At 62.4% G+C, this 16,320-nt stretch carries 12 protein-coding genes and 2 pseudogenes; 6 read left to right on the forward strand and 8 right to left on the reverse strand.

Features of this window, described 5'->3' with window-relative positions:
* Positions 1-92 precede the first annotated feature (92 nt).
* The 3 genes and pseudogenes from P3T24_RS37595 to P3T24_RS37605 all read right to left on the reverse strand — a co-directional run.
* Positions 93-416 (reverse strand): annotated as a pseudogene (locus tag P3T24_RS37595) (cysteine peptidase family C39 domain-containing protein); the annotation flags it as partial.
* Between the two features lies 1 nt (position 417).
* Complete coding sequence (locus tag P3T24_RS37600; RefSeq protein ID WP_429441731.1) at positions 418-1,611, reverse strand: HlyD family secretion protein; 1,194 nt, start codon at positions 1,609-1,611, stop codon at positions 418-420.
* A 93-nt stretch (positions 1,612-1,704) separates the two neighbouring features.
* On the reverse strand, positions 1,705-2,661 hold the full coding sequence (locus P3T24_RS37605) for a hypothetical protein (RefSeq protein ID WP_429286964.1): 957 nt from the start codon (positions 2,659-2,661) through the stop codon (positions 1,705-1,707).
* A gap of 615 nt (positions 2,662-3,276) precedes the next feature.
* Between P3T24_RS37605 and P3T24_RS37610 the strand changes: the two are divergent.
* A pseudogene (locus tag P3T24_RS37610) lies at positions 3,277-3,890 on the forward strand (substrate-binding domain-containing protein); the annotation flags it as partial.
* Positions 3,891-3,916: 26 nt separating this feature from the next.
* Here P3T24_RS37610 and P3T24_RS37615 read toward each other — a convergent pair.
* Positions 3,917-4,180: a hypothetical protein gene (locus P3T24_RS37615; protein ID WP_074263708.1), complete on the reverse strand. Its 264-nt coding sequence runs from the start codon at positions 4,178-4,180 to the stop codon at positions 3,917-3,919.
* Between the two features lie 110 nt (positions 4,181-4,290).
* On the reverse strand, positions 4,291-5,370 hold the full coding sequence (locus P3T24_RS37620; RefSeq protein ID WP_429441733.1) for a substrate-binding domain-containing protein: 1,080 nt from the start codon (positions 5,368-5,370) through the stop codon (positions 4,291-4,293).
* 136 nt (positions 5,371-5,506) lie between these two features.
* On the opposite strand from P3T24_RS37620, the gene P3T24_RS37625 reads away from it, so the two are divergent.
* From P3T24_RS37625 to P3T24_RS37640, 4 genes are read left to right on the forward strand one after another with little or no spacing between them, the layout of a single operon-like run.
* A complete protein-coding gene (locus P3T24_RS37625) occupies positions 5,507-5,998 on the forward strand; it encodes an NAD(P)H-dependent oxidoreductase subunit E (RefSeq protein WP_429441735.1) in 492 nt (163 codons plus the stop codon).
* The gene (locus P3T24_RS37630) at positions 5,995-7,566 is read left to right on the forward strand and encodes a formate dehydrogenase beta subunit (protein ID WP_429441737.1); all 1,572 of its coding nucleotides are present in this window, start codon (positions 5,995-5,997) and stop codon (positions 7,564-7,566) included. The genes P3T24_RS37625 and P3T24_RS37630 overlap by 4 nt, the downstream gene beginning before the upstream one ends.
* 14 nt (positions 7,567-7,580) lie before the next feature.
* Positions 7,581-10,535: a formate dehydrogenase subunit alpha gene (fdhF, locus tag P3T24_RS37635; protein ID WP_429441739.1), complete on the forward strand. Its 2,955-nt coding sequence runs from the start codon at positions 7,581-7,583 to the stop codon at positions 10,533-10,535.
* Positions 10,536-10,544: 9 nt separating this feature from the next.
* Entirely contained in the window at positions 10,545-10,796 is a 252-nt protein-coding gene (locus P3T24_RS37640; protein ID WP_429286959.1) for a formate dehydrogenase subunit delta, read from the forward strand.
* Between the two features lie 60 nt (positions 10,797-10,856).
* On the opposite strand, the gene P3T24_RS37645 is transcribed toward P3T24_RS37640, so the two are convergent.
* The 3 genes from P3T24_RS37645 to P3T24_RS37655 all read right to left on the reverse strand — a co-directional run bounded on the left by P3T24_RS37645 (position 10,857) and on the right by P3T24_RS37655 (position 14,267).
* Positions 10,857-12,692, reverse strand: coding sequence for an FAD-dependent monooxygenase (locus tag P3T24_RS37645; RefSeq protein WP_429441741.1), 1,836 nt, complete (start codon positions 12,690-12,692; stop codon positions 10,857-10,859).
* 79 nt (positions 12,693-12,771) lie between these two features.
* Positions 12,772-13,869 (reverse strand): cation diffusion facilitator family transporter, encoded by a 1,098-nt coding sequence (locus tag P3T24_RS37650; protein ID WP_429441768.1) that lies wholly within the window; start codon positions 13,867-13,869, stop codon positions 12,772-12,774.
* A gap of 56 nt (positions 13,870-13,925) precedes the next feature.
* Positions 13,926-14,267, reverse strand: coding sequence for an ArsR/SmtB family transcription factor (locus P3T24_RS37655; RefSeq protein WP_429409171.1), 342 nt, complete (start codon positions 14,265-14,267; stop codon positions 13,926-13,928).
* Positions 14,268-14,385: 118 nt separating this feature from the next.
* On the opposite strand from P3T24_RS37655, the gene P3T24_RS37660 reads away from it, so the two are divergent.
* Positions 14,386-16,233: a tetratricopeptide repeat protein gene (locus P3T24_RS37660; RefSeq protein ID WP_429441743.1), complete on the forward strand. Its 1,848-nt coding sequence runs from the start codon at positions 14,386-14,388 to the stop codon at positions 16,231-16,233.
* Positions 16,234-16,320: the final 87 nt, after the last annotated feature.

Consider the following 16,320-nt stretch of genomic DNA (forward strand, 5'->3'; position numbering starts at 1 on the left):
GAAAGCAGCTCTGAACCGCTTCACCATCCAGTTCGAAGAACGGCTGGTGCAGCGTTAAACACCAACCCGTTTACACAAAATTCGGGACACCCCCGACGCCGGCCGCTCGCCGGATCGATCACCTGCACATAACCACGTCCCAGCTTTTCGAAGACGACAAAGTGGGCCCCGCCAAAGTGAAGGATTGACCCCCGCTTGATCTCTTTCAGGTGGGATGCGTCGAACTGGTACGGCTGCACCGCCAGACCGAACTCGGTCGCCACATCGTATAGGTCCATCAACGTCAGCCCGTTGGCGGAGATGGGCCTATGCGCTTGCAACTCACGAACTTCGGTTGCGCGACCAAAATGCGATAACACCATCGCGAGACAGGCGTAGCCGCATTCGGCCACTTCGTTTTGATAGATTGCGCGCACCTTAGCCTCGCAGAATGCGGAAAAGCGGCTCGAGTACCCACTCGGCGATCGTCCGGCGTTCGACGACGATGCTTGCTGTGCCAGTCATGCCCGGAAGGATGTCGAAACGTTGTCGGCCGAATTCGAACTGGTTGCCGGCGAGGGTGGCCCACGCCATGTAGTCGCCGTCCGGCGCACTCGCTTCGGATGCACCGGTCGGCGACATGGTTGAATGCACCGTCGTGCGGGAGATTGAATCGATGCGGGCCTCGTAACTGCCGAAGCGGGCATACGGAAATGCATCGAGCTTGAGCCGGACTATCTGGCCCTCGCGTACAAAGCCGCGCCGCCGTGATGGAATACGTAGCGCGGCACGCAGGCCGCCGCCTTTGCGTGTCGTGATCACGAGCGCGACGTCCGACGGAGTCAGCGTACGACCGGGCACGAGATCGGAATACGTGACGACACCCGCTTCCGGCGCAGAAATCGTAGTGTTCTGGCGGTTCTCCTCGAAGCGAATGCGGATGTCCTGAATGTCGCGAGCCTGCCGCGCGTCCAGTTCGTTCAACTGCGCCTCGAGTTCTGTTTGCGTGGTCTTCGCGGTGGCCCGCTCCGCAAGCAACTGCTGACGCCGGGCGGCGCCCTGTGCAACCACCACGCGTGCCTGATGCGTGTCTGCCCGCGCCTGCTCGATCCGGTCTGCGGTGACGTAGTCCGATACCGATTCGAGTCGCGTCAGCTTGCGGCCGGACTCTTCCACCAGTTCCCGGTTCTGCGCGATCTGCTCGTCGATTGCACCCAGTTCGGCGCTACGGCTTTGCTCCGTTAGCCGTGCATTGTCGAGTTGCACCGTGAGTGCAGCCCTGCGTTGGCTATATTGCGCTTCAACTGCATGAGTCTGCTCGTCGCGCATGGCGGCATCGAATAGCGGGCGCCGCTGACCGTCGCTTGCCAGTGTGAGATCGCGCTCGAGCCGGAACAACGGCGTACCCGGAACCACACGATCGTTGTTATGCACATAAACGTCCGCAACGAGCCCACTCATTCCCTGAACCTTGACGTCAGAAGGCGAGACGATTTCTGCGCGCGCGTCCTGCTTCAGTTCCACTTCGTACACAAAGGAGAAAGCAATCGCCGCAATGAGAATCGCCGACGTTATATAGCCAATCCAGCGGGACGAAATGTCCCTGAATTGCGGTAGATTGATAGGTTCCATAAACTGTTCTTGTCGACCCGAGCCAACTCTACGTGTCTCGATGTCATCCGCATGCCGTGCGCCGAAGAATGTGCGCACAGCCGAAGATGCGTGTTACTTGCTCGCCGCGAACCCATACATTGACGGGTGCCCCACCACGAGCGAATGCTCGCAGTTATCTGTCAACGCTTTTTCGATGTATCCGGCCAACTGTTGCGGCGCGTCCGGATGAGTCAACGATACCGGCGGCAGTAGTTCGCCCCTGAAGCGTCCACGTTCAAACCGAAGATAGAACGGGAGCAATAACGCTTCGAATTGCGTGCCGAGACGAAACACACCGTTGTGAATCCGGGCAGCGCGTCCGAACATCGATACGCCGACGGTCTCCATCGGAAAGCGATGAAGCGCATATGGCGGCACATCGGCAAACAACACTGCCACACCGCTGCGTTTGAGTGCCCGCGCGAGGCGTAAGCCGAGCCCGTTCCGATTGTCTTCGCCGTACGTGTAGAGCACCTGGACGCCGGGTATCTGCGCGTGGTCTTCGCCGTAGATGTTGCGCGGAACACCCGACACCACGGCGATCGACGCTAACCCGAGAAGCTCCCGCATTTCGTCGATCACGTAAATGTTGGCGTACTGCGATACGTAATGAAACGGGGACACGAAGATCGGCTTCCCTGGGCTGGCGGCCTGCAATCGCCGGATCTGGTTCGCCAGTTCGTTTGCGACAGCCTGGAGGTCTGGCCAGGCTTCGGTGCCTCGCAGAAGCCTGCCGAAGTAAATCCGTTGGTCGATCAGCCGCTCGCGCACACCTGTCGTGGCGACGCTACCCGTATCGAGCGGCGCGCTGCCGGCAACGCCGCGGGCAAACTCACAACGCTCTGCACCGCGCCAGCGAGCACCCGAATCAAAGAGTGCCTGGACACGCCAGGCCGTTGCAGTCACAGGCGCAATAGCAACCAGGGGGAGTTGGGCAATCAACGCACCCTTCACCCGAAAGAACTGGCGCGAGGCGAAATTTCCCAGCAACGCCGACCATCTTGAAAGTCTTGCGAAATCGATGTTCATGCGAAAGGCGGGAGATCGCCCCATCAGGACGACCTCCCGCCACACCATCAATTACACGCCGCGGCCATTGCTAACCGGGGCTGCCGGCTTCGACGACGAGGACTGGCAGCAGCACTTGCAGCAACCACCAGCAACAGCGGACTTGGCGAGCGCGGAACGATCGATTTTTTGCATGGAAAACCTCTATAAATAAAGTTATTAAAATTGCCCAAGACGATTATTACTCATTTTTTGAGCGAGGCGAATCCTAGCATAAAAGTTCGGAGGTATTGATCGATACAAATACATTTTAACAAACTCGCATCAATATTAACCAGTCGTGACTTTTCTTAGAAAAGGCTTTCTATGAAATTAGATACACCTATAAAAATCAATTACTTAAAAATTAATCGATTGAAATGCACGCAGAAAGCCCGGGCAACCCCATCAAAGTATTTGACGTTGGTTTCAGAATTTTCCATCTCCAAAAATGGAAAATTCAACGACCTCCAAATAAATAATCCTATAAAGTGGACTGCATTTCTGACAATTGCCGGGAAAAAGCCCGCTATTAGAAATGCATTCCTGGCGAAGTCAAACACAGACACCAGATCCGTTTCCCCGCGGGTTGCTACGTTGGCTTATGGCCCATCCATGGCAAATGCGCCCGAAGCGATCCCCAACCGCCTCGCTCGCAAGGAGCCAGCGGATGTCGTCATCATGGTCGGTTACGCGCTCGACAAGCTGATCGCCGAGGGCAAAGTGATGCCCGGTTCGCGGGTCGAACTGGCCGATTCGCGCATCGGCATGGTAGTTCGCGCCGGAGAACCCAAGCCGGATATCGGCAGCGTGGAAGCGTTCAAAGAGACCTTGCTGGATGCAAAGTCAGTGGCGTATTCGGATAGCGCGAGCGGCGTCTATATCGGGAATGAGCTCTTCGAGAAGATGGGCATCGAGGCCCAGATGAAACCGAAGGCCACGATGATCCCCAAGATCCCGGTAGGCTCGGTCGTCGCCAGGGGCGACTATCAACTCGGCTTTCAGCAGGTGAGCGAGTTACTGCCGGGCCCGGTACCGAGTTCGTCGGCAAGATTCCGGAGTCGCTGCAGTCGGTCACGCGTTACGCAGCCGGTATCCCGGTGGGTGCAACCCATCCACGCGAAGCCAGACAGTTTCTCGATTTTCTTGCCTCGCCCGAGGCTGCGCCCGACGTCGCCAGCACCGGCCTCGATCCGCTCGCCGCACACTAGCGTCGAGGCCACGACAGCCTAAGCTATCAGTCGTCCGGGCACTGCAGATTGCAGCCGTCCGGATCACCCAGGTCGCCCTTTTTACGCATCTCCGATTTCTTGTCAGACTGAAATTTCTTGGTCGGCGCCGAAGCGGCAAACGGCATCTGCGGGTGCTCCTGCAGATGGAATTCATCGCTCAGAATGCCACCCGGCACGCCCGGTGAATTCTGTGCAAAAGAGATCGAGACAGTGGCAAACAGCGCGCCGACCGTAGCCGCCACAGCACAAACTTTGAGTAGAACGTTCATATCGATCCAGCGCGGCGGGCCGCGCAGTTGAGGCTAAACCGTAAGGCTCAAGAGTATCGCATACGCCACGGCTGCGCAGCGGTGCCCCGGTTTCACCTTGTTACTGCCGCTTACGCTGGAACCGGACCGAGTCCGTCATCGAGATTCAGCAGCGCACCACAGTCCTGCGGATCGTATCCTTCCAGCCGGGCCACACCGCTTTTGAAGGCAACGCTGCGCAGCATTTCAATCACGGTCGCAAGCGGCGCACGTTCCAGTTGCGCCCGGTTGCACGCGAAGTAATAGTCCTCGTCGACGATCGGCACGAACTCCAGCCCGAAGTGATGGGCAGCCGGCTCGACGCCGAAGCCCACATCGGCCATACCGCTGGCCACGAAGGCGGCGATCGCGGAATGCGTCAGCTCGGTCGATGCATAGCCGTTGACCCGATCGGGGTCCACGCCCACGCGACGCAACGCCAGATCGAGCAGCATGCGTGTGCCGGAGCCCGGCTGCCGGTTCACGAAGCGGATGTCGTCACGCGCAAGATCGCGCAATCCGCTGATCCGTTTCGGGTTGCCCTTCGACAGAAACAGCCCCTGTTTCCGCTGTGTCAGATGAACCAGCACATGGCGCTCGGGATCAAGCCAGCGCCGGTAGGTATTCGCGCACACCGCACGGAATTCGCCGCGAGGAAGGTGAAAGCCAGCCAGATCGCACTCGCCTCGCGCCAGCGCTGTGACTGCGTCGGCACTGTCGCGATACTTGATTTCGACGGGCACTTCGTCCGCGACAAGCGCAGTGACAAGCGCCGCCACCGCGTAGCCGTGCGAAGCATGAATCCGCACATCGTCGGCGGGGGGGGCGAGCCAACGGTTCAGATCGCTCGCCACCTCGCTTGCCAGCGCGCGCATATTGCCGTCGAGCCGTTCGCTACAGAGACGCTGCGCCCGCAACACGGCCTGGCCGAGTTCCGATAGCACCGAGCCGCGCCCGCGCTCCTTGGCGATCAGCGGACCGCCCAGGCGTTCTTCTATACTGCGCAGCAAACCCCAGGCGTGACGGTAGGACAAACCCTTAAGCGTCGCAGCCTGGGCAATGCTGCCGGCTTCGTCGACGAGCGCCAATAACTGCACGACATCCGTCAGGCTGGCTTCGCGGCCGTCCGGGTCGCGGACGACCAGCTGTGCATGACATTCAATCCTGATCATATATGTCGTTCTGCTTCCTATTGCGAAAGGCCCTTCACCCGCCTATCGTTCGACGTATACACACGAAACGAATGAAGCATACGTGCACACTTTATGAAATACAAGTGCATATTAGACTTCGGAGGAGCCCCCCACTTTGGACGATTCCAACGCAATCGCACCTGAGCAACTGGTGCAGCGTCACGCACTCCCCGGCCGCTCTCTGCTGGCCGTGCTGCACGCCATCCAGGACGAGCTTGGCTTTGTGCCTCCCGCTACCGTCGCGCCGCTTGCGCGGGCGATGAACCTGTCGCGGGCGGAAGTGCATGGCGTGCTCACCTACTACCACCACTTCCGTACTCGCGCGGCCGCGCCGGTCACCGTACAACTGTGCCGCGCCGAGGCTTGCCGCAGCATGGGCACCGAGGCGCTGGCGCAGCACATCGAAGCGCACACCGGGTGCCGCTTCGACGCCGAACCGCGGCATGGCGAGCCTGCGGTCGTCGAACTCGAATCGGTGTATTGCCTCGGGCAATGCGCGCTGTCGCCGGCGTTGACGATCAACGGCACGTTGCACGCAAAGCTCACATCGTCGAAGTTCGACGCACTGCTGGCCGCTGAGGTGAAACGCGTGGAGGAAACGGCATGACGCGCATCTACGTTCCTCGCGATTCAGCCGCGCTTGCACTCGGCGCGGATGCGCTCGCCGATGCGATTGCACGTGAAGCAGCGCAGCGCGGTATCGCCATCGAACTGATCCGCAACGGCTCGCGCGGCTTGCTGTGGCTCGAGCCACTTGTCGAAGTCGCCACACCGCGCGGACGGGTCGGCTATGCCAACGTCGACGCAGCTGAGGTCGCATCGTTGTTCGACGCAGGATTCGTTGATGCGAGCTTCGACGGCAGCGCTCATCCGCGCCATGTGGGCATCGTCGAGGAGATTCCGTATCTGCAGAAGCAGCAGCGTTTGACCTTCGCGCGCATCGGCATCACCGATCCATTGTCGACCGACGACTACCTCGCGCATGGCGGCCTCGAAGGTTTGAAGCAGGCCCTCGCCGCCGATGGCGACGCCGCCTGCGAAGCGCTGATCGAATCAGGTCTGCGCGGCCGCGGTGGCGCGGCGTTTCCCGCCGGCATCAAATGGCGCACGGTGCGCGGTGCAAAAGCAGCCCAGAAGTACATCGTCTGCAACGCAGACGAAGGCGATTCCGGCACGTTCTCCGACCGCCTCATCATGGAAAGCGATCCGTATGTATTGATCGAAGGCATGATCATCGCGGGGATCGTGACGGGTGCGACGCTAGGCTACATCTACGTACGCAGCGAGTATCCGCATGCGATCGCGACGCTCGAAGCCGCTATCGAACGCGCGCGCGACGCCGGCTGGCTCGGCGACAGTGTGCTCGGCTCCGCTCACCGCTTCGAACTCCAGGTCGCCAAAGGCGCCGGCGCTTACGTCTGCGGCGAAGAAACCGCGCTGCTCGAATCGCTCGAAGGCAAGCGCGGCATCGTAAGGGCCAAGCCGCCCGTGCCGGCCCTGGTGGGTCTGTTCGGACAGCCAACGGTCATCAACAACGTCATCACGCTCGCCACCGTACCGATTATCTTCGCGCGCGGCGCGGCGTTCTATAAAAACTTCGGCATGGGCCGCTCGCGCGGCACGCTGCCGTTTCAGCTCGCTGGCAACATCAGACAGGGCGGCCTCGTGGAACTCGCGTTCGGCGTGACGCTGCGCGAATTGATCTACGACTACGGCGGCGGTACCGCAAGCGGTCGGCCCGCCCGCGCCGTGCAAGTAGGCGGCCCGCTCGGCACTTATCTGCCTGAAAGCCAGTGGGGCATTCCGCTCGATTACGAAGCGTACGCCGCGGTCGGCGCGGTCGTCGGTCACGGCGGCATCGTGGTGCACGACGATACCTCGAATCTCGCGGAACTGGCGCAATATGCCATGCACTTCTGCGCGCTCGAATCGTGCGGCAAATGCACACCGTGCCGGATCGGCTCGACGCGCGGCGTCGAAGTAATCGCGCGGATTCGCAACGGCGATACGTCGACGCGCCAGGTGCAATTGCTGCGTGACCTCTGCGACACGATGGTGTCGGGCTCGCTCTGCGCGATGGGCGGTATGACGCCCTACCCGGTGCTGTCCGCACTCGACCATTTCCCCGAAGACTTCGGTCTCGACGCCGTCCAGCCCAACGCGGCGGCGGCCTGATCATGGAGCCCATTATGTCCGACGCGCTCAAATCCACTGCCGGCGGTTGCGGCTCCGGCAACTGCGCATGCAAGACTCAAGCGCAGGCACAACGAAGCACGCAACCCCGCTCGCCCTTCGACGACACCGATTACGGCACGCCGCTGCGCCACGCCGATATAGACGTGACGCTGGAAATCGACGGCCAGGCAGTCACCGTGCCGGCCGGCACCTCCGTCATGCGGGCCGCGATCGAAGCTGGCGTTAACGTGCCAAAGCTATGCGCCACCGATTCACTCGAACCGTTCGGCTCGTGCCGCCTGTGTCTCGTCGAGATCGAAGGCAAACGCGGCTATCCGGCCTCGTGCACGACGCCTGTCGAAGCAGGCATGAAAGTTCGCACGCAGACGGACCGCCTGCAGTCGCTGCGCCGCAATGTGATGGAGCTGTACATCTCCGATCACCCGCTCGACTGTCTGACCTGTCCCGCCAACGGCGATTGCGAACTGCAGGACATGGCGGGCGTGACGGGCTTGCGCGAAGTGCGTTACGGCTTTGACGGCGCGAACCATCTGAAAGACAAGAAGGACGAATCGAATCCGTACTTCACCTACGATCCGTCGAAGTGCATCGTCTGCAATCGCTGCGTGCGTGCCTGCGAAGAAACGCAAGGCACATTCGCGCTGACGATCGCCGGCCGCGGTTTCGAATCGCGCGTCGCCGCGAGCGAAAACACGCCGTTCATGGAATCGGAATGCGTCTCGTGCGGCGCCTGCGTGGCCGCCTGCCCGACCGCGACACTGCAGGAAAAGAGCGTCGTGATGCTGGGCCAGGCCGAACACTCGGTCGTGACTACGTGTGCGTATTGCGGTGTCGGCTGCTCGTTCAAGGCGGAAATGAAGGGCAGCCAGGTCGTGCGCATGGTGCCGAACAAAAACGGCCAGGCCAACGAAGGTCACGCCTGCGTGAAGGGCCGTTTTGCGTGGGGCTATGCCACCCACAAGGACCGCATTACGAAACCGATGATCCGCGCAAAGATCACCGATCCGTGGCGCGAAGTGAGTTGGGAAGAAGCGCTCAGCTATGCGGCCTCGGAGTTCCGCCGCATCCAGGCGAAACACGGACGTGATTCGATCGGCGGCATCACCTCGTCGCGCTGCACGAATGAAGAAACGTACCTGGTACAAAAACTCGTACGCGCTGCGTTCGGCAATAACAATGTCGATACCTGCGCACGCGTGTGCCATTCGCCAACAGGTTACGGCCTGAAGACCACGCTCGGCGAATCCGCCGGCACGCAGACATTCGCGTCCGTGGACAAGGCCGACGTCATCATGGTGATCGGCGCGAATCCGACCGACGGTCATCCGGTGTTCGGCTCGCGTCTGAAGCGCCGCGTGCGTGAAGGCGCGAAGCTGATCGTGGTCGATCCGCGCCGCATCGATATCGTCGATACGCCGCACGTCAAGGCGTCGCACCATCTGCAATTGCGGCCGGGCACGAACGTCGCCGTCGTGAACGCGCTCGCCCATGTGATCGTCACGGAAGGTTTTCTTAACGAAGCGTTTATCGCCGAGCGTTGCGACACGCGCGCGTTCGATCAATGGCGTGCGTTTGTCGCACTGCCCGAAAACGCGCCGGAGGCCACCGCTGAGATTACCGGCGTGCCTGCCGAGAACGTGCGCGAAGCCGCCCGCATCTACGCAAACGGCGGCAACGCCGCAATCTACTACGGCCTGGGCGTCACCGAGCACGCGCAGGGCTCGACCATGGTGATGGGAATCGCCAACCTCGCGATGGCCACCGGCAACATCGGCCGCGAAGGCGTTGGTGTGAATCCGCTGCGTGGCCAGAACAACGTGCAGGGTTCGTGCGACATGGGCTCGTTCCCCCACGAACTGCCCGGCTACCGCCACATTAGCGACACCACCACGCGCAGCCTCTTCGAAGAGGCCTGGAACGTCACCCTGCAACCGGAACCGGGCCTGCGCATTCCCAACATGTTCGACGCCGCGCTCGACGGCAGCTTCAAGGGACTCTATTGCCAGGGCGAAGACATCGTGCAGTCCGATCCGAACACGCATCATGTGTCGGCAGCGCTGTCGTCGATGGAATGCATCGTCGTGCAGGACATCTTCCTGAACGAAACCGCGAAATACGCCCATGTGTTGCTGCCTGGCTCGTCATTCCTCGAAAAGGACGGCACCTTCACGAACGCCGAGCGCCGTATTTCGCGCGTGCGCAAGGTGATGCCGCCGATTCCCGGCTACGCGGATTGGGAAGTCACCGTGATGCTGGCCCGCGCGCTCGGCTATGAAATGGATTACGCGCATCCGTCCGAGATCATGGACGAAATTGCGCGTCTCACGCCGACCTTCCATGGCGTCTCGTATGCGAAGCTCGACCAGCTCGGCAGCATCCAGTGGCCATGCAACGACAACGCCCCGGACGGCACACCGACGATGCACATCGACACTTTCGTGCGCGGCAAGGGCAAATTCGTCATCACGAAGTTCATTGCCTCGCCGGAAAAGGTCACGCGCAAATTCCCGTTGATTCTCACTACCGGTCGCATCTTGTCGCAATACAACGTGGGTGCGCAGACACGTCGTACCGAGAACTCGCGCTGGCACGACGAGGACCGCCTGGAAATCCATCCGCACGATGCCGAAGAGCGCGGCATCAAGATGGACGACTGGGTCGGCATCGAATCACGCGCGGGACAGACGGTGTTGCGTGCGAAAGTCACCGAGCGGATGCAGCCGGGCGTCGTCTATACGACGTTCCACTTCCCCGAATCGGGCGCCAACGTGATCACCACCGAGAGTTCCGACTGGGCCACCAATTGCCCCGAATACAAGGTGACCGCCGTGCAGGTCATGCCAGTGGAACAGCCGTCGCAGTGGCAGCAGGACTATTCGCGTTTCAACACGGAGCAGCTCGATTTGCTGCGCCAGCGCGAACTGGCCAATGTCACCTCGGGCAAATGAGGGCGCGCCATGGATGAACAGAACCTGATCGAGATGGCCAACCGGATCGGCGATTTTTTCGATTCGATGCCGGACCGTGAAGAGGCACTCGCCGGCATCGCCGATCACATTCGCCGTTTCTGGGAACCGCGGATGCGGCGCGCGCTGCTGGCGGCGGTTGACCGGCCGGATGCGGGTGGATTGGCGATATCGCCGATCGTCAAAGAGGCTTTGCTCGCGAATCGCGTTCAGTTGACGCCAGCGGCGGCCTCGGCCGCTTAGGTGCTGGAAGAAGACGCTTTCCGGCTTTTACCTCCACGCCACGCGCTGTCGCCGCCTCAGCTAGTCGCCTGCTGCTGCGTCATGTTGCGTCGTGCTCTTTGCAAACCACGCTTCACAGTGGCGCAGCAGGCCGTTCAGATCTGACGCTGGCCGCCCGCGTGCGCAGATGTAGCCATCCGGGCGCACCAGATAGAACGCCGGCCGTGTGCGTCCGTAGGACTCTGAGAGTGACGGCGCACCCTCGCCTTCCATATCGCTGACCCGCCAGATACGCACGGCGCCAGGCAACAACCGCTCGATGTCCGCGCTCAGCCGGTCAAGATCCGCATCGCGCGTCGCGTGTCGGCTCGCGGGTGGATCGAGCGGCGCTTCATCGGGACTCTCCGGCTCCAGCAGCAGAAACAGCGAGAAAAACGCCGGATCGTGCAGATCGAAAATGCAGCCGATACCAGGCGCCCGCCCAAGCGGTCCGTCAACCACATGCACGAGCGCGTCCGGCGCACGCTCGCCCGCGCGCGGACCGCCGTCGAGCACCCGCTCGAGCGTGAGGGGGCTGCGCCGGTACTGGATCGCCAGTTCGCTGATCGTGAGGCGCGCGGCATCGCGCAGCGGACCCAGCGCGGCAAGTGCGGGCATCACACGTTCGCGCAACAGTTTGAGCGGCCCGTGATCAGCCTCTGCCAGTTGCGTGACGAAGCTGGTCTGCCGCAACACATCGCGTTCGATCGGATGCCGCTCCAGATGATAAGAGTCGAGCAGGCGGTCCGGCGCACCGCCGCGAATCACGCGGGCCAGTTTCCAGCCCAGGTTGAATGCTTCCTGGATCCCCGTGTTCATCCCCTGCGCGCCCGCCGGACTATGGACATGCGCCGAGTCGCCCGCGAGGAACACGCGGTCGACCCGCAATTGTTCGACCATGCGCCGGTTCAGATGGAAACGTGCCGACCACTTCAGGTCTTCGAATCTCACCGGGTGATGAATACGCCGGGCCGCAAGCAGGCGGCATTCTTCGAGCGAGGGCGAGGACGCGAATCCGGGTGCGGCGAAGGCTCCCTGCGCCTGATCCGGGGAAGCAACCGATGCTGCCGCAGAGCCGGTAGAAGACGCGGATGCGTCGCCATTGGCCGCGCCCGCCGAGTCTCGACCGCCTGACGAATCCGGCTGCACCGGCGCCGCGCCAGACTCCGGCGAGACAGGCATCGCGGGATGATCGGCAATCAGCCGGTAACGCTGCCCGCCCATCGGGAACAATCCCGCGAGCCCTTCGCCCGACGCGAAGATATGAAACTCGTCATCGGACCAGTCCGTGTCGGCATGCAGATCGGCCAGCAAAAAGGTCTGCTCGAAAGTCTTGCCGGCGAAGCTCATCCCGAGCCGGCGACGAATCGCGCTATGCGCGCCATCCGCTGCGATCAGATACGAAGGATGCATCGTTTCGCTGCTGCCATCCGCGCGTTGCAAGGTCGCGCTGAGCCCGTCCGGACCTTGCGCCAACTCCGTCAGCTCGACGCCGCGTTCGACGAGCACGCCGAGCGTCACGAGATGCGCGGTCAGCAAGCGTTCAGTAATGGACTGATCGAGGAACAGCACATACGGATAACGCGTCTGCAACGGATCGAAATCGAGGCGTGCAAGGCGCTGTCCATTGGAATAAAGATTCGCCGCGCGCGCCCGATGACCCAACGCGAGAAACGGCTCGACGAGACGATGCTGTTCAAGCAGTTCGAGCGTGCGCGCCTGGATGCCAATCGCGCGCGAGTGCGGATTGGGCTGCGACGCCTTGTCGATCAGACGCACGGGAACGTGTGCGCGCGCGAGGCTCATCGCTGCAGCGAGCCCGGTTGGGCCCGCCCCAACGACCAGCACTGGCGACGCATCGTATGAAGCGGCGGCCATGCGGATCTCCGGAGACCAACATGCCGCCTAGTGTACGCCGCTGCCCCGCGGCCTGACGGTGCAGCGCGTCAATCGCGTGTCAGTGCGCGTGCGGGTGTTCGAGGGCGCAATGGTGATGGCTGGTGCCGAGATCGACTTGCAGCGTGGCGTGCTGCATGGCGAATTTTTCGCGTAGCGTGATCACGATGGCATCGACGGCCGCATCGCCCGGGTGGCCAGCTGGAATAACCAGATGCGCACTGAGCGCGTTGCCGGTGGTGGACAGGGCCCATACGTGCAGATCGTGCACATCCGTGACGCCCGGTTGACCGGCCAGGTACTCGCGGATGCCCGGCAGGTCGACGCCGGGCGGAACGGCATCGAGCGCAAGCCGCACGGAATCGCGCAGCAGTCCCCACGTGCCGTACACGACTACGGCGACGACGACGAGGCTCATCAACGGATCGAGCCAGCTCCAGCGGGTAGCGATAATGACGAGGCCGCTCACCGCGACGGCAGCCGAGATCAATGCGTCGCTCGCCATGTGCAGGAAAGCACCGCGGATATTGAGGTCTTCCTTCTGGCGGCGCATGAAAAGCCACGCCGAGAAACCGTTGACGAGCATGCCGACGGTGGCGACGACAAACACCGTCAGCCCCGCGACCGGCGCCGGGTTCAGCAGGCGGTTGACCGCTTCCGCGACGATCACGCCGCACGCGAACAGCAGCAAGCCCGCATTCACCAGCGAGGCGAGAATCGACGTGCTGCCATAGCCGAAGGTGTAGCGCGCCGAGGGCCGTCGCGTGGTGAGCCACATAGCCCCCCAGGCCAGCAGCAGGCCGAGCACGTCCGACAGGTTGTGGCCGGCGTCGGCGAGCAGCGCAGTCGAGTGAGCGATCACGCCGTAAATGGCCTGCACAAGGACGATCAGGACGTTCAGGGCGACCGCGATGGCGAAGGCACGCCCGTTGCCCGCGGCCGGCGCGTGATGATGGTGGTGGCCGCCGTGGCTGTGATTGTGGGCGTGAGAGTGGCCCTTGGCGTTGGAACGATCGTCGTCTGTGCCGTGGTCATGCGCGTGATCGTGAACAACGTCGCCATGCCCTGCGTGATCGTGTCCGTCGTGTTCTCCACGCGCGGCTTTACGCGCCGGCTCCCCGGCGTCCGCATCGTCTGCATCTAACCCATAAAGCCACATAGGCGCGTGATCGTCCTCGCGCTCCTCTGGGGGCCTGTCAGGGACGGGGGGTTTCGTCATGACTGATCCAGGGAAAATTCGCTCAGCGGTTCGGCCACGTGCTCGAGCATGCCCGCGAGCATGCCGCTAATGTGACGGTCCGCCGCGAGGTAGAACACCTGCTTGCCCTGGCGCTCCGCGCGCACAATACGCGCCGCGCGCAACAGGCGCAGGTGATGGCTTACCAGCGATTGCGACAGCCCCAGCGATTCCGCAATCGCCCCCACCGCGCGCTGCTCGTCCACACACGCCAGCACGATACGCAAGCGCGTTGGATCTCCGAGCAAACGGAACAGGTCGGCAAGCGGCACTACAGGGTCGTCGCGGTCGTCAGTGGATAGGGGCAACATGGTCCGCATACATATGAACAAGTATTCATATGTTATAGATTTATCTCTTAAAGGTCAAACCGTGGGTGCGGGGTCACGAGTGTGGGAAAATGCGACATTTGCCTTACAAGATCCGCCCTTCCCCGTCATGGAACCCCTGTTTGAAAGCGCCTACGCGGCGCATCGTGACGGCCGCCTCGATGACGCCGAGCGCGGCTATCGCGCCGCGCTGGATAGCGATCCCGCAAACGTCGATGCACTTCACTTGCTCGGCGTGCTACGGCATCAGCTTGGTCAGCACGCCGAAGCGGCCGACCTGGTCGGCCGCGCGGCACATCTGCGTCCGCAAGATGCCGCCTTGCAGCTGAATCTCGGCAACGCGCTGAAGGCACTGGGGCAAATCGATGGGGCAATCGAGCGCTTTCGCAACGCGCTCACGCTCGCACCCGCTTTTCCACTGGCGCACTACAACCTCGGCAACGCCTATGCCGCGGTGGGGCGTCACGCGGACGCGGCCGATGCGTTCCAGAAGTCGCTGCGCCTGCAGCCGGACAACGCGTCGACGCACAACAATCTGGGCAACGCGCTGCACGCGCTCGGACACCACGAAGAAGCGATCGCTTCGTTCCAGCGGGCGCTCGAACTACACCCAGGTCACGCGGGAGCGCACAACAATCTGGGCATGGCGCTCAATGCACTCGGAAAGTCCAACGAGGCCGTGCTTCAATTTCGTGAGGCAATCTCGGCGCAGCCACGCTTCGTCGCGGCGCACTTCAATCTCGCCAACACGCTCGACGCCACGGGCCAGCACGAACAGGCGCTCGTTGCGTTCGAGGCCGTGCTCGCACTGGAGCCACAACTGCCGCCGGCGCTGTTTGGCCTGGGCAATACGCTCGCAGCCTTGGGACGTCACAAGGAGGCACTGTTGCGCTTCGAGCGGGTCGTGGGCCTCGATCCGAAGTTTGCCCTCGCCTGGCTGAGCCTCGGCACCACGCATCACGCGCTTGGGGGTCATGCGGCGGCCGTACGCGCCTTCGACCAGGCGTTGCGGCTACGACCCGATCTGGCGTCGGCTCATATGAACCGCGCAGTCGCGTGGCTCGCGCTCGGCGATTTCGAACGCGGGCTGCCCGAATACGAATGGCGCCTCAAGGCCATGGCGCAACGTGAGCCGCAGACCTTACCCCGCTGGCAAGGCGAGCCGATCGAAGAGCGCACGCTGTTCGTGCACGCCGAACAAGGTTTCGGCGACACGCTGCAATTCGCGCGCTTCGTGCCGATTGCTGCGCAGCGCGCGGCGCGCGTCGTGCTCGAAGTTCAGCCCCAACTCGTGCCGATCCTCGCGCCGGCCGCGCTCGAATGGCGTGTGAAACTGATCGCCCAAGGGACACCACGCCCGCCTGCCGATCTGCAATGTCCGCTGTTAAGTCTGCCCCTCGCGCTCGGCATCAGCCGTGAGACGATTCCAGCGCGCACGCCCTACCTCAGCGTGCCCCCCTCGTACCGGCGCAAATGGCGCGGTTCGCTCGGCGGTCACGCCAAGCGCAAAATCGGCCTCGCGTGGTCAGGCCGCATCCAGCAACATGAAAACCGCACTATGCCGCTCGCTGCGCTCGAACCGCTGTTCGCGCTCGAAGGAATCGACTGGATCATCCTGCAGCCCGATCTCAGCGCGGCGGAATGCGCTACGCTGGAGAGCCATGCGCGTGCCGGCAACATTCATCGCTTCGACCAGCGCATCGGCGATTTCGCCGACACGGCTGCGATCATCGAACGGCTCGACGCCGTCGTCTCGATCGACACGTCGATCGCCCACCTGAGCGGCGCCTTGCGCAAACCGCTGTGGCTGATGCTGCCGTTTGCCGCCGACTGGCGCTGGTTCGTCGACGAACCGCGCAGCCCCTGGTACCCGGGCGTCCATCTGGTCCGTCAGCCGCAACCGGGTGCGTGGGCGGAAGTGGTTGAGAAGGTCGCACGCGAGCTTCGCGACGCGTAACGATTCGACAAGGTCGACAAAGGGTCTACAAAGAAAAACTCCACGCTTTTGCAAACGTGGGGTTTCCCTTTTCAGAACCCGGCCGCT

The organism is Paraburkholderia sp. GAS33, assembly GCF_050436645.1.
Taxonomy (GTDB): Bacteria; Pseudomonadota; Gammaproteobacteria; order Burkholderiales; family Burkholderiaceae; genus Paraburkholderia; species Paraburkholderia phenazinium_B.